Below are 20,185 nucleotides of genomic sequence, written 5' to 3'. Positions count from 1 at the left end.
GCTCCTCAGACCTGCAGTGCCGGAACGTCGACCCAGCGGCGCTCCTTCCACGATTGCAGCGCTGCCTCGACCAGCTGGACGCCCTTGGCGCCTTCCGGCAGGGTCCAGCGGTAGGGCTCGTTCTCGACCACGTGGCGGATGAAGTGCTCCCACTGGATCTTGAAGCCGTTGTCGTACACCTGCGAGTCGGGCACCTCCTGCCACTGCTCGAAGAAGTTCATGGTTTGCTTGACGTCGGGGTTCCACACCGGCCGCGGCGTGGTGACGCGGCTCTGCGCACGGCACTCCTGCAAGCCGGCCACCGCCGAGCCGTGCGTGCCGTCGACATGGAACGTCACCAGGTCGTCGCGGCGCACGCGCGTGGCCCACGACATGTTCATCTGCGCGACCACCGGCTCGCCGTTGTGGCCGACCAGTTCCGCCATGGCGTAGGCGGCGTCGTCAGCCGTGGCCTTGTACGGCTTGCCGGCTTCGTCCCAGCGCTGCGGGATGTGGGTGGCGCCCAGGCAGGAGATCGACTTGACCTCGCCGAACAGGTTGTCCAGCACGTAGCGCCAGTGGCACATCATGTCCAGGATCATCCCGCCGCCGTCCTCGGACCGGTAGTTCCAGCTCGGACGCTGGATCGGCTGGAGGTCGCCCTCGAACACCCAGTAGCCAAATTCCAGCCGGACGCTGAGCATGCGTCCGAAGAAGCCCGCGCGGCGCAGCATGTCCAGCTTGCGCAGCCCGGGCAGGAACAGCTTGTCCTGCACCGCCCCGTGCTTCAGGCCGGACGCCTGCGCCAGCCGGGCGATCTCGACCGCTTCGTTCAGGTTGGTGGCGATCGGCTTCTCGCAGTAGACGTGCTTGCCGGCCCGCAGGGCCTTGGCCAGCAGCTGGGGGCGCATCTGGGTCGTGCCGGCGTCGAAGAAGACGGTGTCCTGCGGGTTGGCCAGGGCCTTGTCGAGGTCGGTGCCCCAGCGCTCGATCTTCTGCGAGCGGGCGAGCGCCTCCATCTTCTCGGCGTTGCGGCCGATCAGGATCGGATCGGGCATGACCTTGTCGCCGTTGGACAGGGTGACGCCGCCCTGGTTGCGGATGGCGACGATGGAGCGGATCAGGTGCTGGTTCATGCCCATGCGTCCGGTGACGCCGTGCATGATGATTCCGAGACGTTGAGTGGGCATGGCCGTGCCGCCGCCCGCAAGGGCGGCTCCTTTGCTGCTGGTGGGAGAGAGGGACCTTACTTGTGCACTTCGAGGCCGGCGGCCTTCACGAGTGCGGCGTTGCTCGCGACTTCGTCGCGCAGGTAGGCGTCGAACTGCTCGGGCTTGAGCGTCCAGGCATCGGCGCCGAGCGCCGTGAAGCGCTCCTTCACCTCGGGCGTGGCCAGCGCCTTGACGACTTCCTCGTTCAGGCGGTTGACGATGTCCTTCGGCGTCTTGGCCGGCACGAACATGCCGATCCAGAAGTTGAACTCGGAGCCGGGCACGCCGGCCTCGGCGGTGGTCGGCACGTTGGGCAGGGCGGCGGCGCGCTTGGGCGAACCGACCGCCAGCGGCACCAGCTGGCCGTTGCGGATCTGGCCGATCACCGGCGCGATCGGCGAGAAGTAGTAGTCGACGCGGCCGGCCATGACTTCACTCACGGCTTCGGCCGAGCCCTTGAAGGGGATGTTCTGGGCATCGATCTTCGCGGCCAGCTTGAACTTCTCGGCGTTCAGGTGGGTGGCGCTGCCCTGGCCGGCGGAGGCGAAGTTCATGCTGCCCGGCTTGCTGCGGGCGGCGGCCAGCAGGTCGGCCAGGGTCTTGATGTTCTTGGCCGGCGAGATCACCAGGACGTTGGGGGTGCTGGAGATCGGCGTGACGCCCGCGAAATCGCCCAGCGTGTCGAACGGCAGCTTGGCGAAGGTGTGCGGGCTCACCGTGTGCGACGACGAGTGGATCATGATCGTGTAGCCGTCCGGGGCAGCCTGCGCCACCGCCGCCTGCCCGATGGTGCCGCTGGCGCCGCCACGGTTGTCGATGACCAGCTGCTGGCCCATGCTCTGGCCCATCTTGTCGGCGATCGCCCTCGCGATGATGTCCGTGGTGCTGCCGGCGGCGAACGGAACGATCACGCGGATCGGCTTGTTCGGGTAGGCGCCTTGCGCCATGGCGGCCAGGGGCGCGAGCAGGGCCAGCGAGAGGGTGAGGGCGCGGCGGGTCGGGTGCATCGTTGTCTCCTTGTGTTGGATCGTCTCAATTCACTGCCTGGTGAATTATAGGCAGCGGGCTCTGGCCCGCAAGCTCTGCGGTGGCGCGTTGGCGCCTCAGTCCCTCAGGACATACCCGAGGATGACGTCGCACATGTGGGACAGCCTTTCTTGGCGCGCCTTCGCCGCCATCAGGTCGCGGCCGAAGATGGCCGACAGGGTGTGGTTGTTCGAGAGGTAGAAGTAGGAGAGGCCGGCGATCGAGATGTACAGCTGGACCGGGTCGACGCCGCCGCGGAAGCTGCCGTCCTTCCTGCCGCGCTCCAGGATCTGCGCGAGCAGCTCGATCAGCGGCGAGTTGAGCTCGCGGGCCCGTCGCGACTCCTGCAGGTGCCGGGCCCGGTGGAGATTGGCGCTGTTCAGCAGGGTCAGGAACTCGGGATGTTCGAGGTAGTAGCTCCAGGTGAACTCCACCAGCCGGCGCAGTGCGTCCGCTGGCGTGAGCTCCTGCAGGTTCAGCTGCTGTTCGGCCTCCCGGATGTCGCGGTACGACTGCTCCAGCACCGCCTGGAACAGCTTCTCCTTGTCCTCGAAGTAGTAGTAGATCAGCCGCTTGTTCAGGCCGGCCCGCTCCGCGATGCGGTCCATGCGCGCGCCGCCCAGGCCGAAGAGGGCGAACTCGTCGCGGGCCGCCGCTAAGATCGTGCCCTGGGAGCGGTCGGCGTCGCGCAGCCGCTCCTCGGCGGCCGGTGCAGGTTCCCGTCGGGTGCCTCGGGTCATGGCCGAATAATTCACTGAATGGTTAATTAAGTCAAGGTCGCCATGTCAGCTCCACGCGCTCCCCGGCTTGCCGGACATCTGATCGTCGAATGCCTGGTCGCGCAGGGCGTGACCCACGCCTTCGGCGTCCCCGGTGAAAGCTACCTTGCCGTGCTCGACGGCTTCCACGCGTTCCGCGAGCAGATCCGCTTCGTGGTCAACCGGCAGGAAGGCGGAGCGGCCTTCATGGCCGAGGCGGTCGGCAAGATGACGGGCCGCCCTGGCGTCTGCTTCGTGACCCGCGGTCCCGGGGCGACCAACGCGTCCATCGGGGTGCACACCGCCTTCCAGGATTCGACGCCGATGGTGCTGTTCGTCGGCGACGTGGCGTCGGACCAGCGCGACCGCGAAGCCTTCCAGGAGGTCGAATACACCAGCTTCTTCGGCCCCAGCACCAAAGGCATGGCCAAGCGGGTGGAGCGCATCGACGAAGCCGACCGGATTCCGGAATACATCGCCCGCGCGTTCGCCACTGCGATGAACGGCCGGCCCGGTCCGGTGGTGCTCGTCCTTCCCGAGGACATGCTCACCCGGATGACCAGCGCCGAGCCGCTGGCCCGCGTCGACCCTGCGGAGGCCTGGAGCGATCCCGGGTCGCTGCGCCGCCTGCGCGAGATGCTCCTGGCGGCCCAGCGCCCCTTCGTGATCGCGGGCGGGGGCGGCTGGACGCCGCAGGCCGCCCAGGCCCTGCAGCGCTTCGCCGAGAACTGGAAACTGCCGGTGGGCAACGCCTTCCGCTTCCAGGACACCTTCGACAACCACCATCCGCTCTACGCCGGCGACGTCGGCATCGGCATCAATCCCAAGCTGGCCGCGCGCATCAGGGAGAGCGACCTGGTGCTGGCCATCGGCCCGCGGCTGGGCGAGATGACCACCGGCGGCTACACGCTGCTGAAGGCGCCGCGCCCGACCCAGAAGCTCGTGCACATCCACGCCAGCGCGGAGGAGCTGCACCGCGTCTACCAGCCCGACCTCGCCATCAACGCGACGATGAACGCGGCGGCCCGCTCGCTCGAGGTCCTCGCGGCGCCGCCGGAAGTGCCGTGGCAGGCGTGGGCCGAGGCGGTGCATGCCGACTACGAGGGCAACCTGGTGCCGCAGCCGCTGCCCGGCGAGGTCGACATGCCGGCAATCGTGGCCCTGCTGCAGAAGCACTTGCCGCCCGACGCGGTGCTCACCAACGGTGCTGGCAACTTCGCCAGCTGGGTGCACCGCTTCTTCCGCCACCACGGCCTGGCCAAAGGGCACAAGACGCAGCTGGCTCCCACCGTGGGGTCCATGGGCTATGGCGTTCCGGCCGGCATCGCCGCCAACCTGGTGAGCGGGCGCACGGCCTTCACCATCGCGGGGGACGGCGACTTCCTCATGAACGGGCAGGAGCTGGCCACCGCCTCGCAGTTCGGGGCCAAGAGCATCATCGTCCTGCTGAACAACGGCATGTACGGGACGATCCGCATGCACCAGGAGCGCGAGTACCCGCAGCACGTGCACGGCACGCACCTGGCCAACCCCGATTTCGCGGCGCTCGCCCGTGCCTATGGCTACGAGGGGGTGCGCATCACGCGGACGGCCGAATTCGAGCCGGCCTTCCTGGCGGCGCTGGAACGGCGGCAGGGCACGCTCATCGAGGTGATGCTCGATCCGGAGGTCATCACGACCCGGGGCACGCTCGGCGCCATCCGCGAGGCGGCTCTCAAGCGCAAGTGATGCCGCGCGCCGGCCGGCCGCAGCGCCACCGCACCACGCGGGGGGAGAAATGAAAAAGGGCCGCTGATCGCGGCCCTTCCACTTGGCGCAGGCGCCGATTACTTGACGTGCTTGCCGATGAGGCCGGCCATCTCGAACATCGAGACCTGCGACTTGCCGAAGATGTCCTTCAGCTTGGCATCGGCGTTGACCATGCGCTTGTTGGTCTGGTCCTGCAGCTTGTTCTTCTTGATGTAGGCCCACAGCTTGCTGACCACTTCGGTGCGGGGCAGCGGCTGCGAACCGACCACGGCAGCCAGTTGCGGGCTGGGGGTCAGGGCCTTCATGAAGGCGGCGTTCGGGGTGCGCTTCTTGGCGGGAGCCTTCTTCGCAGCCGCCTTCTTGGCGGGAGCGGCCTTCTTCGCCACTGCCTTCTTTGCGGGAGCAGCCTTCTTGGCCGGTGCCGCCTTCTTCGCCGGCGCCTTCTTGGCGACAACCTTCTTCGCCGGAGCCGCCTTCTTGGCGGGCGCTTTTTTCGCCGCCGCTTTTTTCGCAGTTGCCATGACTATTTCCTTCTAGAAGTTGAGTGATCGCCAGAGGACAACGCGCATCCACTGGCAGAGCGGATGCTAATGGAGAAAAAACGCGTTTCCAAGGGGAAAACGGCTTTTTTCATTGGGGCGTGTTGTTTTTTTCGGGGTGGTTTGGCGCCTGTCGCGACGCCCTGCGCGGGCCCGTTTTCCCTCTGAGGATCAGCACGACGCCGAGCAGCACCACCGCACAGGCGGCCCATTCGGCGAGCGAGACGCGTTCGCCGCCGAAGCCGACGCCGAGCAGCAGCGCGATCACTGGGTTCACGAAGGCGTAGCTGGTGGCCACCGCAGGGGAGGCATGCCCGAGCAGGTACAGGTAGGCACTGAAGGCCACCAGCGATCCGGCACCCACCAGGTACAGCCACGCCAGCGACGCAGCCCTCGAGGGCGGCCACTGCGGCTGTTCACCCAGCACGAGAGAAACCAGCATCAACGCCGCGCCACCGCACAACATTTCGCTTGCGAAGCCGGCCGCGCCGGGCGCCAGCGGAAGGCGCGTGGCCGACAGCACCGACCCCAGGGACCAGGCGAGCGTGGCGCCGGCCATGCAAGCCAGTGCACCCGGGGCGGCCGCGAAGCTGGCGCCCTGCACGAGCAGCAGCACCCCACCGAGCCCCACCAGCATGCCGGCCAGCTCGAGCCGGCCGGGTCGCTCGCCCACGAGCAATCCCCACAGGCACACCAGGATGGGCACCACGGCGATGAAGGCGGCCACCAGCCCCGACCCGACGTGCTGCTCCGCGCTCGCCGTGAGGCCCATGCCGGCGCCGAGCATGAGGGTCCCGACGATGGCGGCGTTGCGCCAGTGCCGCCGTCCCGGCCAGGTGCCACCCCGCAGCAAGGTCCAGGTGAGCAGCAGGGCGCCGGCGGCCAGGAAGCGCGTTCCCATCTGGAAGAACGGCGGAAAGCTGGCCAGCGCCAGCCGGATCGCCAGGTAGGTGGATCCCCAGACGAGATAGCAGGCGAGCAGCGCGGGCACCACCAGATCGGTGCGGCGCCGGGAGAATGCGGGTTGGCGGGCGTCCATGGTCGGGCATCGTAGGTGGCGCGCCCGGTACGCGCCATGCAGAATTCACGGTCCGCCCGGTACACGGGCTTTGAAAATCAAGGTCATCTTCCATGGCAGCCGAAATTCCTGAAGTCGATGCCTACGACAGCCGGATCCTGGCCGAACTCCAGGCCGATGCCCGGATCAGCATGGCGGAACTTGGCCGCCGGGTGCATCTGAGCCAGCCTGCCGTCACCGAACGTGTGCGCAAGCTCGAGATGCAAGGCGTGATCCGGGGCTACCGGGCGGCCGTGGACCTGCAGCGACTGGGCTACGGCATCCGGGCGATCGTGCGGGTCGGCCGCGCCGACTACGCACGCGTCGTCAAGCTGATCGGGCAGACGCCCGAGGTGATCAATGCCTTCAACGTCACCGGCGAGGACAGCTGGATCCTGGAGATCGCCGTGATCGACGTCGAACACCTCGACGCGGTGGTCACCCGGTTCTGCCTGCTGGCCGACACGTCGACGTCGATCGTGCTGAACATGCCCCGCGAGCACGCGCCCGTGTCGCCGGCGCGCCGTGAGAACATCAGGCCCGCCATCCGAAAGGTCACCGGAAAATGAGCCAGCGCGACTTCAGCACCTGCGATCTCTGCGACGCCCGCGAGAACGATGCCCAGCCAGTCCTGTGGGTGCTCGCACCCGTGTTCCGCGACTTCGGCGCCGCACGACGCTTCGCCGGCCCGATCGCCACGGTGCGGTGCTTCGAGGACAACAGCCGCGTCAAGGAGGCGGTCGAGTCGCCTGGGCAGGGTCGAGTGCTGGTGGTCGACGGGGGAGGATCGGTGCGCCGCGCGCTCGTTGGCGGCAACCTTGCCGCGGCGGCGGCGCGCAACGGTTGGGCCGGTCTGGTGGTCGACGGCGCCGTGCGCGATGCCGCCGAACTCATGGCGGCCGGCGTCGGCGTGAAGGCGCTGGCCCTGATGCCGCAGCGCTCGGTCAAGCGCGACGAAGGGCAGCGCGACGTGCCGGTGACGATCCAGGGCACGGCCGTGCGGCCCGGCCAGTGGCTCTATGCGGACGAGGACGGGATCGTGGTCAGCGACCAGCCGCTGCTCTGACCGGCACCGTGGCGAGCAGCACGCCGGCCAGCGCCAGGGCAAAGGCGGCGAGCTGGCGGTGGCCGAAGGGTTCGCCGAGGGCCGCCACACCCACGGCGGCCGCGGTGACCGGCAGCATCACGGTGAACACGCCGCCCAGCGCGGCCGGAAGACCACGCAAGCCGGTCATCCACAGCCACACGCTCCAGACGCTGGCGGCCAGCGAGTAGAACAGCAGCAGCAGCCAGGTGCCGGGGGCGACGGCGCCGAAGTCGAAGTTGCGGGCCTGCCACAGCCCGAACGGCGTCATCAGGGCCAGGCCCCACAGGTTGACCAGGGCCGTGATGCGGCGTGGGCCCAGCGCACCGGTGAGCTTCTTGCCGATGACCGCATAGGACGCCTCACACACGACGGCCCCCACCACCAGGAGGTTGCCGACGAGGGACGGCGGGGCGCCATCGCGGGCCTTGCCGGTTGCAAGCAGGGCGATCCCGGCCACGGCGCAGCCAACGGCGCCCCACACGCGACCGGGAACGTGCTCTCGCAGGAAAGCCCAGCTGAGCACCGCCACGGCGGCCGGGATGGCCGCCATGATCACGCCCGCCGACACGGCGCTGGTCTGGCTCACGCCCGCGAGCATGCAGATGGAAAACAGGAAGTTGCCGAGGAACGACTCGAGGAAGAGCAGCCGGTGGGTCGCTCCCGTGATCGGGATCTCCGCCGGCGGAGGCCGCAACCAGTGCAGCATGGCCAGCGCGCCGATCGCGAACCGCAGCCACGCCAGCAGGAAGACCGGAAAGGTGGCGACCAGCGGTTTGGACAGTGCCACATAGCTGCCGACGAGCGACATGCTCAGGGCCAGGCAGGCGCAGGCGAGGAGGCGAGGGGAGGCGGTGGGCACGGTCGGCTGGCAAAAGCGCCGATCTTGCCGCAGTGGTCCTCCGCGTTTCACGGAAGCTAAACGTCGTTCCACGATGCGGGATCTCGCGATGCTGCGGCGCGCCATTTTTTCTCGATACGAGAAAAATGTTTTCTCATCGCGAAATGAACTAGCTAAGCGATTGATTTTCAAGAGAAACAAAATGGGTCTTCTATAAGACACAAGATCACATCAAGGTCTTGTAGAAGACTACAGTTGGTTCCAGCGGCAAGAACCTGCCGGCCCCCTCAACAACCTAGGAGTGAACGCCATGAGCAACTGGACCCACCTGACCCGCGACCAGCAGATCGCCCAGCTCGAGAAGGACTGGGCGGAGAATCCGCGCTGGAAGGGGATCAAGCGCGGCTACAGCGCCGCCGACGTGGTGCGCCTGCGCGGCTCGCTGCACATCGAGCACACCCTGGCCCGTCGCGGCGCCGAGAAGCTCTGGACCCTGATCAACACCGAGCCATTCGTCAACACGCTCGGCGCCCTGACCGGCAACCAGGCCATGCAGCAGGTCAAGGCCGGCCTGAAAGGCATCTACCTGTCCGGCTGGCAGGTGGCGGGCGATGCCAACAGCAACGGCGAGATGTACCCCGACCAGTCGCTGTACTCGGTCGATTCGGTGCCCAAGGTCGTCAAGAAGATCAACAGCACCTTCGCCCGCGCCGACCAGATCCAGTGGAGCGAAGGCAAGGGCCCGGGCGACGAGGGCTACATCGACTACTTCGCGCCCATCGTGGCCGACGCGGAAGCCGGCTTTGGCGGCGTGCTCAATGCGTTCGAGCTGATGAAGGCCATGATCGAGGCGGGTGCCGCCGGCGTCCACTTCGAGGACCAGCTCGCCTCGGTCAAGAAGTGCGGGCACATGGGCGGCAAGGTGCTGGTGCCGACCCGCGAGGCGGTGGCCAAGCTCGTGGCGGCGCGTCTGGCGGCCGACGTGATGGGCGTGCCCACGATCCTGCTCGCCCGCACCGATGCCGAGGCGGCAGACCTGGTCACCAGCGACGTCGACCCGATCGACCAGCCGTTCTGCACCGGCGAGCGCACAGTCGAGGGCTTCTACCGCACCAAGAAGGGCCTGGACCAGGCCATCAGTCGCGGCCTGGCGTATGCGGAGTACGCCGACCTGATCTGGTGCGAGACCGGAACGCCCGACCTGGCCTTCGCCAAGGCGTTCGCGGACGCGATCCACGCCAAGTTCCCGGGCAAACTGCTGGCCTACAACTGCTCGCCCTCGTTCAACTGGAAGAAGAACCTGGACGACGCCACGATCGCCAAGTTCCAGAAGGAGCTGGGCGCCATGGGCTACAAGTTCCAGTTCATCACCCTGGCCGGCTTCCACAGCCTCAACTACTCCATGTTCGAGCTCGCCTACGGCTATGCCCGCAACAACATGAGCGCCTTCGTCGAGCTGCAGCAGAAGGAGTTCGCGGCCGCCGACAAGGGCTTCACCGCCGTGAAGCACCAGCGCGAGGTGGGCACGGGCTACTTCGATGCCGTGACGACGACCATCGAAGCCAACGCCTCGACGGCAGCGCTGAAGGGCTCGACCGAGGATGAGCAGTTCTTCGACGAGAAGAAGGCCGCCTGATCGGACTGCACGCCCGGCCGGACGTTCCGAACGGCCGACGAGGGCCCGGGGGCTTGCGCCTGCGGGCCCTTTTCCGTTGCGGTGAGGGTTAGCATCGGACGCGCCTGCCGTCCGATTGCCGCGTGTCCGCTCCTGCCCGTCCCCCTGCATCCGATCGCCGTCCCAGGTCGCTGTGGATGGCGCCGGCGTTCGTGTTCGCCCTGGCCCTGGTGGTCACGGCGCTCCTGCTCGTCTCGACGACGCGGTCGATCCGTGCCAAGGACCAGGCGGCCTTCGAGACCGAGGCCACGCGCACGGCAGACGCGGCGCGTGAGCGAATCGAAACCACGGTGACCCTGCTGTACGGGGTGGCAGGGCTGTTCGCCGCCAGCGACCATGTCGGGCAGCAGCAGTTCTCGGCCTATGTGGGACAACTCGATCTGCGCCGGCGCTATCCGGGCATCCAGGGGATCGGCTGGAGTGCGCGCTTCATGCCGGCACAGGTGCCCGGTGCGGTGGCGCGTCGGCGGGCCGAAGGTCTTGGTGATTTCCATGTCTGGCCCGAGGAGCCGCGCGACGAGTACCACAGCATCCTCTACCTGGAGCCGCAGGACGCACGCAACGTGGCGGCGATCGGCTACGACATGTTCACCGACCCCGTCCGGCGTGCCGCCATGGCCAACGCGCGCGACGCCGCCCGGGCCGTGGCATCCGGCCAGGTGACACTGGTGCAGGAGATCAATGCGGGCAAGCAGAGCGGCTTCCTCATCTTCCTGCCCGTCTACCGCGGTCGCACGGCACCACCCGACCTGGAGGCCCGCCGTCGCAATCTGGCCGGCTTCGTCTACTCGCCGCTGCGCGCGGGCGATCTGCTGGAGGGCATCCGCGGCGCAGGAGCGCGGGAGCTCGACTACGAGCTGTACGACAGCGCGGAACTCGGCCCTGAATCCCTGCTGCGCTCCACGCGCGAAGCGGGCTCCCCCGTGCCCGAGTACTCGACCGTCCGCGAATTCAACGTCGCCGGCCGCCGCTGGCACATGCGGATGAGCAGCCGGCCCGCCTTCGAAGCGCTCTCGCAACGGCGGCTGGTGCCATGGCTCGGCGGCCTGTCGTTCGGCGCCAGCGTGTTGCTCGCCTGGGTCACCCTGGTGCAGGTCCGCGCGCGGCGCGATGCGGAACTGGCGTCGTCCGAACGCCGACGCAACGAGCTGGCCCTGCGTGCCAGCCAGGAGCAGGCGCTCGAGCGGGCGAGCCGACTGCAGCAGCTCTATGCGGAGCTGCGGGAAGGGGATCGGCGCAAGGATGAATTCCTGGCGATCCTGGCGCACGAATTGCGCAACCCGCTCGCGCCGATCCGCAACGCGCTCGAGATCCTGAACCGCACGCCGGACCCGGAACCGGCTCGACGGGCGCGCGACATCCTCGGGCGGCAGGTGCGCCACATGGTGCGGCTCATCGACGACCTGCTCGACGTCTCCCGCATCTCGCGCGGCAAGATCGTGCTGCAGCGCCAGTCTGTCGCCCTGGTCGCCGTGGTGGACGCCGCCGTCGAGACCAGCCGGCCCCTGATCGATGCACGCGGGCACCGCTTCACGGTGGTGCCGGTCGATCCGGACATCCACCTGCATGTCGACCCGACGCGCATCGGGCAGATTCTCACCAACCTGCTGAACAACGCGGCCCACTACACGCCGCCCGGCGGGAGGATCGACCTCGCGGCCCGTCAGGATGGCGACACCGTCCGCATCTCGGTGCGCGACAGCGGCGTTGGCATCGAGCCTTCGCGGCTGCAGCAGGTGTTCGGCCTGTTCGAGCAGGTCGATCGCCACGCGGGGGGCGGGGGCCTGGGCATCGGCCTGAACCTCTCGGCTGGCCTGGCGGCACTGCATGGGGGGCGCATCGAAGCGCACAGCGAGGGCCTCGGCCGGGGCTCCGAGTTCGTGCTGGTTCTGCCGCTGGCCAACGCAGCGGCAGCGGCCGGCACCGCAGACGCCCAGCACGGTCCGGGTGAGCAGGCCACGGTCGATCGGTGAGTTTGCACCCCGGCCACGGGACGGTTTGCCGGCCACGGGTTAAAATGGCCGCGTCTCACACCCACAAGAGCGAGAAAGGCAGCTTCGGTTATGACACCGCGAACTACTCCGGAAGGATTCACGGCCCTCTAGCGGCCGGGTAGTCGCGCATCCCGAACGGACCCAGATCCCAGCAAGAGCGCGGCGACAGGCCGCGCTTTTCGTTTGTCCCGCTGGAGTTGCATCCCATGATCCACATCACGCTTCCCGACGGCTCGCGCCGCGAGTACCCCGCCCCCGTCTCTGTGGCCGAGGTGGCCGCCTCCATTGGCCCGGGCCTGGCGAAGGCCGCCCTGGCCGGCAAGGTCGATGGAAAGGTGGTCGACACGGCCTACACCATCGACCATGACGCGCCCGTCTCCATCATCACGGCCAAGGACCCGGACGGCCTGGACGTGATCCGGCACTCGACCGCCCACCTGCTGGCATACGCCGTCAAGGAGCTGTTCCCCGACGCGCAGGTCACGATCGGCCCGGTGATCGAGAACGGGTTCTACTACGACTTCGCCTACAAGCGGCCCTTCACGCCCGAGGACTTGGCGGCCATCGAGAAGCGGATGGCCGAACTCGCCGCCAAGGACGAGCCGGTGCAGCGGCGGGTGCTCCCGCGCGACGAGGCGGTGGCGCACTTCAAGTCGATCGGCGAGAACTACAAGGCCGAGATCATTGCGAGCATCCCGTCCAACGAGGAGGTCTCGCTGTACCGCGAGGGCGGCTTCGAGGATCTGTGTCGTGGCCCGCATGTCCCCAGCACCGGAAAGCTCAAGCATTTCAAGCTGATGAAGGTGGCCGGCGCCTACTGGCGCGGCGACCACCGCAACGAGATGCTCCAGCGCATCTACGGGACGGCCTGGTCCACCAAGGAGGAGCTGCAGCAGTACCTCACGATGCTGGAGGAAGCCGAGAAGCGCGACCACCGCCGGCTCGGGCGCGAGCTCGACCTGTTCCACATCGACGATGTCGCGCCGGGCGTCGTGTTCTGGCACCCCAAAGGCTGGGCCATCTGGCAGCAGGTCGAGCAGTACATGCGCCAGGTCTACAAGGACACGGGCTACCAGGAAGTCAAGGGCCCGCAGATCCTCGACCGCAGCCTCTGGGAGAAGACGGGGCACTGGCAGAACTACCGCGAGAACATGTTCACCACGGAGAGCGAGAAGCGGGACTACGCGCTCAAGCCGATGAACTGCCCCGGGCATGTGCTGATCTTCAAGTCGCAGCTGCGCAGCTATCGCGACCTGCCGCTTCGCTATGGTGAGTTCGGGCAGTGCCACCGCAACGAGCCTTCGGGCGCGCTGCACGGGATCATGCGTGTGCGCGGGTTCACCCAGGATGATGGCCACGCGTTCTGCACCGAGGACCACATCCTCGAGGAGTGCGTCGCGTACACGGCCCAGCTGCAGAAGGTCTACCGCGACTTCGGCTTCACCGACATCCTGTACAAGGTCGCGACGCGGCCGGAGAACCGCGTCGGCTCCGACGAGCTGTGGGACAAGGCCGAGCATGCCTGCATGGAGGCGCTGCGCCGGTCCGGCGTCGCGTTCGTGGTCGCCCCCGGCGACGGCGCCTTCTACGGTCCGAAGATCGAGTACACGCTCAAGGACGCGCTGGGGCGGCAGTGGCAGTGCGGCACGATGCAGATCGATTTCAACACGGCCGAGCGTTTGGGCGCGGAGTACGTCACCGAGACCAGTGGCCGCGCCCATCCGGTGATGCTGCACCGGGCGATCGTCGGCAGTCTGGAGCGGTTCATCGGCATGCTCGTCGAGCACCATGCGGGCGCTTTGCCGGCGTGGCTCGCACCGGTGCAGGTCGCGGTGCTCAACATCACGGACGGCCAGGCCGACTACGCCCGCGAAGTGGCCAAAGCTCTGCAAAATCAAGGGCTTAGGGTCGAGCTGGATCTGCGCAACGAGAAAATCACGTATAAAATACGGGAGCATTCGTTGCAGAAGCTGCCCTACATCCTGGTCGTCGGCGACAAGGAAAGGGCGGCAGGTGCCGTCGCAGTGCGCGCCCGGGGCAATCAGGACCTCGGTGCGATGCCCCTCCAGGCGTTCTCCGAAAGGATCGCCAGGGACATCGCCAGCAAGAGCTGACCTTCCACGGAAGGTCTCTTGCCAGAGCGGGCTGGGGCGGCGTTGCTACTTTTTTTGTAGCTTACATGTCATTGAAGGATCGAGACCATCGCTACTGACTTTCGCGACCGCCGCCACCGCGAGGAACGCAAGCACCGCCTGAACCGGGAAATCATGGCCCCGGAAGTCCGCCTCTCCGGCCCCGAGAACGAGCCGCTGGGCATCGTGAGCCTCCAGGAAGCTCTGCGCATGGCAGGCGAACTCGACGTCGATCTGGTCGAGATTGCGGCCACCGCCAATCCGCCGGTGTGCCGGCTGATGGACTACGGCAAGTTCAAGTACCAGGAACAGAAGAAGGCGGCCGAGGCGAAGTCCAAGCAGACGGTCATCGAGATCAAGGAAATCAAGTTCCGCCCCGGCACCGACGACGGTGACTACAACATCAAGATGCGCAACATCAAGCGCTTTCTTGCCGAGGGCGACAAGTGCAAGATCACGCTGCGCTTTCGCGGCCGCGAGATCACGCACCAGGAGATCGGGATGGCGCTGCTGCAGCGCATCCGGGACGAGCTGGGCGACACCATCCTGGTGGAGCAGTTCCCCAAGCTCGAGGGGCGGCAGATGATCATGATGATCGCGCCGAGCCGCAAGAAGGCGGGAACTGGTCAGGCCAAGCCCGCCGCCGAGGCCGCAGGGACGGCCACGGCCTAGCAGGAGTTCACGGACACGCATCGGTTGGTCGCCGGGGCGGGTCCGGCGAGGGAAGGCTTCGGCCTTCCGGACCGTGGCGCAGGTCGCCACGACAGCGGCGGCTTCGAAGACGCCGCACAAGTGGCTCGGGGCCATCAAGACGCGAAGGATTCGCGGCGCCTCACGAGCACAAGAAGAGAAGGAGCAGTCACATGCCCAAGATGAAGACCAAGAGCGGCGCGAAGAAGCGTTTCCGCGTTCGTCCCGGCGGCACCGTCAAGCGGGGCCAGGCCTTCAAACGTCACATCCTGACCAAGAAGTCCACCAAGAACAAGCGCCACCTGCGCGGTGCGGTGACCGTCCACGAGACCAACATGGACTCGATGGCCGCCATGCTGCCGGGCCGGGGCCTCTGATCACCGACGAACAAGGAGAACACACATGCCTCGCGTCAAACGTGGTGTAACGGCACGCGCCCGCCACAAGAAGGTCCTCGCCCTCGCCAAGGGCTTCCGCGGTCGCCGCGGCAACGTCTTCCGCATCGCCAAGGAAGCGGTGATGAAGGCGGGCCAGTACGCCTACCGCGATCGCCGCGCCAAGAAGCGCGTCTTCCGCCAGCTGTGGATCGCCCGTATCAACGCCGCCGCGCGTGAATGCGGCCTGACCTACAGCCAGTTCGCCAACGGCATCCGCAAGGCCGGCATCGAGATCGACCGCAAGGTGCTGGCGGACATCGCCGTGCACGACAAGGCCGCTTTCGCCGGCATCGTGGAGCAGGTCAAGGCCAAGCTGGCGGCTTGACTCCCGGTGGGCGCCGCCAGCCGCGGCGCCCGGTGCAACCCACTGGAACAGGGCTAGGGCTGGCAGGCACTAGCCCTGTTTTTCTTCGCATGAGCAACGAACTGGATTCCATCGTCGACGCTGCGCGCCGTGCGTTTGCCGCGGCGGCGAACCCGGCCGACCTCGAGAACGCCAAGGCGCAATTCACCGGCAAGTCCGGCCGCATCACCGAGCTGATGAAGGGGATGGCGGCGCTGTCGGTCGAGGAGAAGAAGACCCGCGGCGCGGCAATCAACCTTGCCAAGCAGGCGATCGAGGCGGCGCTGGGCGAGCGACGGCAGGCCCTGGCCGACGCCGAGCTCGAACTGCAGCTCAAGGCCGAGGCGCTCGACGTCACGCTGCCCGGCCGGCTGCGCGAGCCGGGCGGATTGCATCCCGTGAGCCTGACGCTCGAGCGCATCGAGCAGATCTTCGCCAGCATGGGCTTCGACGTGGCCGACGGTCCCGAGGTCGAGAGCGACTGGCACAGCTTCACGTCGCTGAACAACCCGCCGAACCACCCGGCGCGCTCGATGCAGGACACGTTCTACGTCGACATCCAGGGTGAGGACGGCATCCACTACAACCTGCGGCCGCACACCAGCCCGATGCAGGTGCGCTATGCCCACCAGCACATCAAGAAGTTCGCCGACGCCGTGAAGGCGGGGCAGCCGATGCCGGAGATCCGCGTGATCGCCCCGGGCCGCACCTACCGGGTCGACAGCGACGCCACCCACTCGCCGATGTTCCACCAGTGCGAAGGCCTGTGGCTGGGCGAGAACGTGAGCTTCAAGGACCTGAAGGTCGTGTTCACCGACTTCTGCCGCACCTTCTTCGAGAGCGACGACCTGGCGCTGCGCTTCCGCCCGAGCTTCTTCCCGTTCACCGAGCCCAGCGCCGAGATCGACATCCAGTTCCAGAGCGGGCCGCTGGCGGGCCGCTGGCTGGAGGTGGCCGGCTCCGGCCAGGTGCACCCGACCGTGGTGCGCAACATGGGACTGGACCCCGAGAAGTTCATCGGTTTCGCCTTTGGCATGGGCCCGGACCGGCTGACCATGCTGCGCTACGGCGTGAACGACCTGCGGCTGTTCTTCGACGGCGACGTCCGTTTCCTGCGCCAGTTCCGCTAACCCGCCCGCCGACGACAAGCCATGCAATTTCCCGAATCCTGGCTGCGCGAGTTCTGCAACCCGCCGCTGTCCACGACCCAGATCGCCGACGTGCTCACCATGGGTGGGCTGGAGGTGGAAGACCTGCGCCCGGTGGCGCCCCCGTTCACCAAGGTGGTGGTCGGCGAGATCAAGGAAGCCGTCCAGCATCCGAACGCGGACCGCCTGCGCGTGTGCCAGGTGGACGTGGGGCAGGGCAGCCTGCTGAACATCGTCTGCGGGGCGCCCAACGCGCGCGCCGGCATCCGCGTGCCCTGCGCGCTGGTGGGGGCCGAGCTGCCGCCCGGCGAGGACGGCAAGCCGTTCGCCATCAAGCTGGGCAAGCTGCGCGGCGTGGAAAGCCAGGGCATGCTGTGCTCGGCGCGTGAACTGCAGTTGAGCGACGACCATGGCGGCCTGCTCGAACTGGCCGGCGACGCGCCGGTGGGGCGGGACGTGCGCGAAGTGCTGCGCCTGGACGACCACGTGTTCACGCTCAAGCTCACGCCGAACCTGGCGCACGCGCTGAGCGTCTATGGGGTCGCGCGCGAGCTCTCCGCGCTGACCGGCGCCCCCCTCAAGACGCCCTCGTTCCCGCCTGTGCAGCCCGTTCATGACGACCGCCTGCGGGTGCAGGTGAGCGCCCCCGACCTGTGCGGCCGCTTCTCGGGGCGCGTCGTGCGCAACGTCGACACCAAGGCCAAGACGCCGCAATGGATGGTCGACCGCCTGGCGCGTTGCGGGCAGCGCAGCGTCACTGCATTGGTGGACATCTCGAACTACGTGATGTTCGAGTACGGCCGGCCTTCGCACATCTTCGATCACGACAAGCTCCACGGGTCGCTCGACGTGCGCTGGGGCCGCGCCGGTGAACAGCTCAAGCTGCTGAACGGCACCACCATCGTGGTGGACGAGAAGGTCGGCGTGATCGCCGATGACCGCCAGGTCGAGTCGCTCGCGGGGATCATGGGCGGCGACGCCACCGCCGTTTCCGACGACACGCGCAACGTCTACGTCGAGGCCGCTTTCTGGTGGCCGCAGGCCGTGCAGGGTCGCTCGCGCCGCTACAACTTCTCCACCGACGCCGGGCACCGCTTCGAGCGTGGTGTCGATCCCAGCCTGACCGTCGAACACATCGAGCACATCACCCGCCTGATCGTGGACATCTGCGGCGGCGAAGCCGGGCCGATGGACGACCAGGTGCTGAACATGCCGCCGTCGCGGCCGGTGACCCTGCGCGTGGGCCGTGCGGCCCGGGTGATCGGCATGCCGGTGACCACGGTGCAATGCCTGGACGCGTTCCGGCGTCTGGGCCTGCCGGCGAAAGAGCAGGGCGAGGGCCTCATCGTGGTGACGCCGCCTGCCTACCGGTTCGACATCGCCATCGAGGAAGACCTCGTCGAGGAGGTCGCCCGGATCGTCGGCTACGAGAACCTGCCGACCACGCCGCCGCTGGCGCCGATCACCGCCAAGCTGCCGCCCGAATCCCGCCGGTCCCGGTTCGCGGTGCGGCGGCTGCTGGCCGCACTGGGCTACCAGGAGACGATCAATTTCAGCTTCGTCGAGGCGCAGTGGGAGAAGGACCTGGCGGGCAATGCCGACCCGATCCGCCTGCTGAACCCGATCGCCAGCCAGATGGGCGTGATGCGCTCGTCGCTCCTCGGGTCGCTGCTGCAGGTCCTGCGTTTCAATCTGGACCGCAAGGCCGAGCGGGTGAGGGTGTTCGAGCTGGGACGCGTGTTCATGCGTGACGCTTCGGTGGCCACCACCGACACGACGGTCCGGGGCGTTCGCCAGCCCATGCGCGTGGCGGGGCTGGCCTATGGCGACCCCGAGGGAGCGCAGTGGAGCCGCAAGTCGCCCGGCGCGGACTTCTTCGATGCCAAGGGCGACGTCGAGGCGCTGCTCTCGCCGCTGCGCGCCACGTTCGAGGCGGCACCGCACCCGGCGATGCACCCCGGCCGCTGCGCCCGCGTGCTGCTGGACGGCCGCGAAGTCGGCTTCGTCGGCGAACTGCATCCGCGCTGGCGCCAGGTCTGGGACTTGCCCCAGGCGCCCGTGCTGTTCGAGCTCGATCTCGACGTCGTCCTGTCGCGCGCAGTGCCGGTGTTCCAGCCCGTGCCGCGGTTCCAGCCGGCCGAGCGAGATCTGGCGGTGATCGTGGCCGACGGCGTCACGCATTCGCAACTGATGGCCGCGATCTCGGGCGCGGACACCGGTGGCCTGCTGCGCGACGCGACGCTGTTCGATGTCTACAAGCCCAAGCAGGCTGGTGCCGGGCTGGGTGCCGGCGAGAAGAGCATGGCCGTGCGCTTGACGCTCGCCAGCCCCGACGCGACACTGACCGACGACCAGATCGAAGGCGCTGTCGCCGCCGTGGTCGCGCGCATCGGCCAGCAGGTCGGCGGCCGCCTGAGGGGTTAGGAGGAACCCATGCTCACCACAACAACGAAGGACGAGGCCACGATGGAGTTCACGGTGGAAAGCCTGGAGACGCCGGCGCTGACCAAGGCGCAACTGGCGGAACTGCTGTTCGAGCAGATCGGGCTGAACAAGCGCGAATCCAAGGACATGATCGACGCCTTCTTCGACCTCGTGGCCGGCAGCCTGGTCGAGGGCAAGGACGTGAAGATCTCGGGCTTCGGCAACTTCCAGATCCGCACCAAGGCGCCGCGTCCGGGGCGCAATCCGCGCACCGGCGAGGCCATCCCGATCCAGGCGCGCCGGGTGGTGACCTTCCATGCCAGCCACAAGCTGAAGGAACAGATCCAGGGACACGGCAACGGCGAAGGCGGCGCCTGAAGGCCAGGACGGCAACGCCCTCTTTGCGCCGCGCCGGTCTTAGAGTAACCTTGGAACTTTCTCTCCTACAACATTGATTTCAGTGGAGAAAGCCCTCCCATCCATCCCGGCCAAGCGCTACTTCACCATCGGCGAAGTCAGCGATCTGTGCGGCGTGAAGCCGCACGTGCTGCGGTACTGGGAACAGGAATTCACGCAGCTTCGCCCGATGAAGCGGCGCGGCAACCGGCGCTACTACCAGCACCACGAGGTGTTGATGATCCGCCGGATCCGGGACCTGCTGTACGACCAGGGGTTCACGATCAGCGGTGCCCGCAACAAACTGCAGGAGCTGGTGCAACTGGAGCGGGACAAGCGCCGTGCCGGTGAAGTGATGCTGGATGGCGTCGAGGTGCTCGAGGTGGAGGACTCGCGTCTCGAAGATTCCCGCCTGGACGATTCGCGACTCGAGGATTCACGCCTGGAGGAGTTCGAGGACACCGTGAGCGAACCCGAACACAGCGCCATGTCCGAGAAGCTGCTGCTGCTGCGCCGCGAGCTGTTCGAAATTCGCGACCTGCTGTCCGCGGGGCACTGAACCGCAGGCTATAATCGCGGGCTCGGCGTGTAGCGCAGCCTGGTAGCGCACTTGCATGGGGTGCAAGGGGTCGCGAGTTCGAATCCCGCCACGCCGACCAACAAAGACGAATCCGGCCGGGTCCCGCAAGGGCCCGGCCGGAT

At 67.6% G+C, this 20,185-nt stretch carries 19 protein-coding genes and 1 tRNA gene; 14 read left to right on the top strand and 6 right to left on the bottom strand.

From position 1 onward, the window contains the following. Positions 1-5: 5 nt before the first annotated feature. The 3 genes from VFE82_RS12655 to VFE82_RS12645 form a co-directional block, all read right to left on the bottom strand. Positions 6-1,169, bottom strand: coding sequence for a Gfo/Idh/MocA family oxidoreductase (locus VFE82_RS12655; RefSeq protein ID WP_325000675.1), 1,164 nt, complete (start codon positions 1,167-1,169; stop codon positions 6-8). A 56-nt stretch (positions 1,170-1,225) separates the two neighbouring features. Continuing rightward, positions 1,226-2,197, bottom strand: a complete 972-nt coding sequence (locus VFE82_RS12650; RefSeq protein ID WP_325000674.1) for a tripartite tricarboxylate transporter substrate binding protein — start codon at positions 2,195-2,197, stop codon at positions 1,226-1,228. A 96-nt stretch (positions 2,198-2,293) separates the two neighbouring features. Then, a complete protein-coding gene (locus VFE82_RS12645) occupies positions 2,294-2,956 on the bottom strand; it encodes a TetR family transcriptional regulator (RefSeq protein WP_325000673.1) in 663 nt (220 codons plus the stop codon). A 42-nt stretch (positions 2,957-2,998) separates the two neighbouring features. Here VFE82_RS12645 and VFE82_RS12640 point away from each other — a divergent pair, with 42 nt between their 5' ends. Next, a complete protein-coding gene (locus VFE82_RS12640; RefSeq protein ID WP_325000672.1) occupies positions 2,999-4,702 on the top strand; it encodes a thiamine pyrophosphate-binding protein in 1,704 nt (567 codons plus the stop codon). Positions 4,703-4,800: 98 nt separating this feature from the next. On the opposite strand, the gene VFE82_RS12635 is transcribed toward VFE82_RS12640, so the two are convergent. Together VFE82_RS12635 and yedA are read right to left on the bottom strand one after the other, a co-directional pair. Continuing rightward, positions 4,801-5,244 carry an SWIB/MDM2 domain-containing protein gene (locus VFE82_RS12635; protein ID WP_325000671.1) on the bottom strand — a complete coding sequence of 148 codons (444 nt, stop codon included), beginning with the start codon at positions 5,242-5,244 and terminating at the stop codon, positions 4,801-4,803. A 109-nt stretch (positions 5,245-5,353) separates the two neighbouring features. Continuing rightward, complete coding sequence (gene yedA / locus VFE82_RS12630; protein WP_325000670.1) at positions 5,354-6,301, bottom strand: drug/metabolite exporter YedA; 948 nt, start codon at positions 6,299-6,301, stop codon at positions 5,354-5,356. Positions 6,302-6,393: 92 nt separating this feature from the next. Between yedA and VFE82_RS12625 the strand changes: the two genes are divergently transcribed. Both VFE82_RS12625 and rraA read left to right on the top strand, forming a co-directional pair. Next, positions 6,394-6,888, top strand: a complete 495-nt coding sequence (locus VFE82_RS12625; protein WP_325000669.1) for an Lrp/AsnC family transcriptional regulator — start codon at positions 6,394-6,396, stop codon at positions 6,886-6,888. Then, positions 6,885-7,385, top strand: coding sequence for a ribonuclease E activity regulator RraA (rraA, locus tag VFE82_RS12620; protein WP_325000668.1), 501 nt, complete (start codon positions 6,885-6,887; stop codon positions 7,383-7,385). Before VFE82_RS12625 ends, rraA begins: the two co-directional genes overlap by 4 nt. Here the strand turns inward: rraA and VFE82_RS12615 are convergent. Beyond that, a complete protein-coding gene (locus tag VFE82_RS12615) occupies positions 7,363-8,214 on the bottom strand; it encodes a DMT family transporter (RefSeq protein ID WP_414708761.1) in 852 nt (283 codons plus the stop codon). The genes rraA and VFE82_RS12615 overlap by 23 nt on opposite strands. Positions 8,215-8,554: 340 nt before the next feature. Here VFE82_RS12615 and aceA point away from each other — a divergent pair, with 340 nt between their 5' ends. From aceA to VFE82_RS12560, 11 genes are all read left to right on the top strand, one after another. Beyond that, entirely contained in the window at positions 8,555-9,880 is a 1,326-nt protein-coding gene (gene aceA, locus VFE82_RS12610) for an isocitrate lyase (RefSeq protein WP_414708755.1), read from the top strand. Positions 9,881-10,056: 176 nt separating this feature from the next. Next, positions 10,057-11,892 carry a CHASE domain-containing protein gene (locus VFE82_RS12605; protein ID WP_325000666.1) on the top strand — a complete coding sequence of 612 codons (1,836 nt, stop codon included), beginning with the start codon at positions 10,057-10,059 and terminating at the stop codon, positions 11,890-11,892. A 227-nt stretch (positions 11,893-12,119) separates the two neighbouring features. After that, positions 12,120-14,027, top strand: coding sequence for a threonine--tRNA ligase (gene thrS / locus VFE82_RS12600; RefSeq protein ID WP_325000665.1), 1,908 nt, complete (start codon positions 12,120-12,122; stop codon positions 14,025-14,027). Positions 14,028-14,105: 78 nt separating this feature from the next. After that, a complete protein-coding gene (gene infC / locus VFE82_RS12595; protein WP_325001017.1) occupies positions 14,106-14,717 on the top strand; it encodes a translation initiation factor IF-3 in 612 nt (203 codons plus the stop codon). 191 nt (positions 14,718-14,908) lie between these two features. Continuing rightward, on the top strand, positions 14,909-15,112 hold the full coding sequence (gene rpmI / locus VFE82_RS12590) for a 50S ribosomal protein L35 (protein ID WP_325000664.1): 204 nt from the start codon (positions 14,909-14,911) through the stop codon (positions 15,110-15,112). Positions 15,113-15,137: 25 nt separating this feature from the next. Then, positions 15,138-15,497 carry a 50S ribosomal protein L20 gene (rplT, locus tag VFE82_RS12585; protein ID WP_157396403.1) on the top strand — a complete coding sequence of 120 codons (360 nt, stop codon included), beginning with the start codon at positions 15,138-15,140 and terminating at the stop codon, positions 15,495-15,497. An 89-nt stretch (positions 15,498-15,586) separates the two neighbouring features. Beyond that, positions 15,587-16,645 carry a phenylalanine--tRNA ligase subunit alpha gene (gene pheS, locus VFE82_RS12580; protein ID WP_325000663.1) on the top strand — a complete coding sequence of 353 codons (1,059 nt, stop codon included), beginning with the start codon at positions 15,587-15,589 and terminating at the stop codon, positions 16,643-16,645. Between the two features lie 21 nt (positions 16,646-16,666). Beyond that, on the top strand, positions 16,667-19,087 hold the full coding sequence (pheT, locus tag VFE82_RS12575) for a phenylalanine--tRNA ligase subunit beta (protein ID WP_325000662.1): 2,421 nt from the start codon (positions 16,667-16,669) through the stop codon (positions 19,085-19,087). 42 nt (positions 19,088-19,129) lie between these two features. Continuing rightward, positions 19,130-19,465 carry an integration host factor subunit alpha gene (locus tag VFE82_RS12570; protein WP_325001016.1) on the top strand — a complete coding sequence of 112 codons (336 nt, stop codon included), beginning with the start codon at positions 19,130-19,132 and terminating at the stop codon, positions 19,463-19,465. An 82-nt stretch (positions 19,466-19,547) separates the two neighbouring features. Then, on the top strand, positions 19,548-20,042 hold the full coding sequence (locus VFE82_RS12565) for a MerR family transcriptional regulator (RefSeq protein ID WP_325000661.1): 495 nt from the start codon (positions 19,548-19,550) through the stop codon (positions 20,040-20,042). Between the two features lie 23 nt (positions 20,043-20,065). Further along, positions 20,066-20,142: transfer RNA gene (locus tag VFE82_RS12560), tRNA-Pro, on the top strand. Positions 20,143-20,185 lie beyond the last annotated feature (43 nt).

It is taken from the genome of Ramlibacter sp. (genome assembly GCF_035655895.1).
GTDB lineage: Bacteria > Pseudomonadota > Gammaproteobacteria > Burkholderiales > Burkholderiaceae_C > Ramlibacter.
This window is presented reverse-complemented; position numbering and strand designations above follow the sequence as displayed.

What these genes read in the sequence shown, in the direction of transcription:
- VFE82_RS12650 (WP_325000674.1), bottom strand. Translation starts at nt 2,197, where the DNA reads ATGCACCCGACCCGCCGCGCCCTCACCCTCTCGCTGGCCCTGCTCGCG.
- VFE82_RS12615 (WP_414708761.1), bottom strand. Translation starts at nt 8,214, where the DNA reads ATGTCGCTCGTCGGCAGCTATGTGGCACTGTCCAAACCGCTGGTCGCC.
- yedA (WP_325000670.1), bottom strand. Translation starts at nt 6,301, where the DNA reads ATGGACGCCCGCCAACCCGCATTCTCCCGGCGCCGCACCGATCTGGTG.
- VFE82_RS12625 (WP_325000669.1), top strand. Translation starts at nt 6,394, where the DNA reads ATGGCAGCCGAAATTCCTGAAGTCGATGCCTACGACAGCCGGATCCTG.
- rplT (WP_157396403.1), top strand. Translation starts at nt 15,138, where the DNA reads ATGCCTCGCGTCAAACGTGGTGTAACGGCACGCGCCCGCCACAAGAAG.
- rraA (WP_325000668.1), top strand. Translation starts at nt 6,885, where the DNA reads ATGAGCCAGCGCGACTTCAGCACCTGCGATCTCTGCGACGCCCGCGAG.
- VFE82_RS12635 (WP_325000671.1), bottom strand. Translation starts at nt 5,244, where the DNA reads ATGGCAACTGCGAAAAAAGCGGCGGCGAAAAAAGCGCCCGCCAAGAAG.
- pheT (WP_325000662.1), top strand. Translation starts at nt 16,667, where the DNA reads ATGCAATTTCCCGAATCCTGGCTGCGCGAGTTCTGCAACCCGCCGCTG.
- pheS (WP_325000663.1), top strand. Translation starts at nt 15,587, where the DNA reads ATGAGCAACGAACTGGATTCCATCGTCGACGCTGCGCGCCGTGCGTTT.
- thrS (WP_325000665.1), top strand. Translation starts at nt 12,120, where the DNA reads ATGATCCACATCACGCTTCCCGACGGCTCGCGCCGCGAGTACCCCGCC.
- rpmI (WP_325000664.1), top strand. Translation starts at nt 14,909, where the DNA reads ATGCCCAAGATGAAGACCAAGAGCGGCGCGAAGAAGCGTTTCCGCGTT.
- VFE82_RS12645 (WP_325000673.1), bottom strand. Translation starts at nt 2,956, where the DNA reads ATGACCCGAGGCACCCGACGGGAACCTGCACCGGCCGCCGAGGAGCGG.
- VFE82_RS12640 (WP_325000672.1), top strand. Translation starts at nt 2,999, where the DNA reads ATGTCAGCTCCACGCGCTCCCCGGCTTGCCGGACATCTGATCGTCGAA.
- VFE82_RS12605 (WP_325000666.1), top strand. Translation starts at nt 10,057, where the DNA reads ATGGCGCCGGCGTTCGTGTTCGCCCTGGCCCTGGTGGTCACGGCGCTC.
- aceA (WP_414708755.1), top strand. Translation starts at nt 8,555, where the DNA reads ATGAGCAACTGGACCCACCTGACCCGCGACCAGCAGATCGCCCAGCTC.
- VFE82_RS12655 (WP_325000675.1), bottom strand. Translation starts at nt 1,169, where the DNA reads ATGCCCACTCAACGTCTCGGAATCATCATGCACGGCGTCACCGGACGC.
- VFE82_RS12570 (WP_325001016.1), top strand. Translation starts at nt 19,130, where the DNA reads ATGGAGTTCACGGTGGAAAGCCTGGAGACGCCGGCGCTGACCAAGGCG.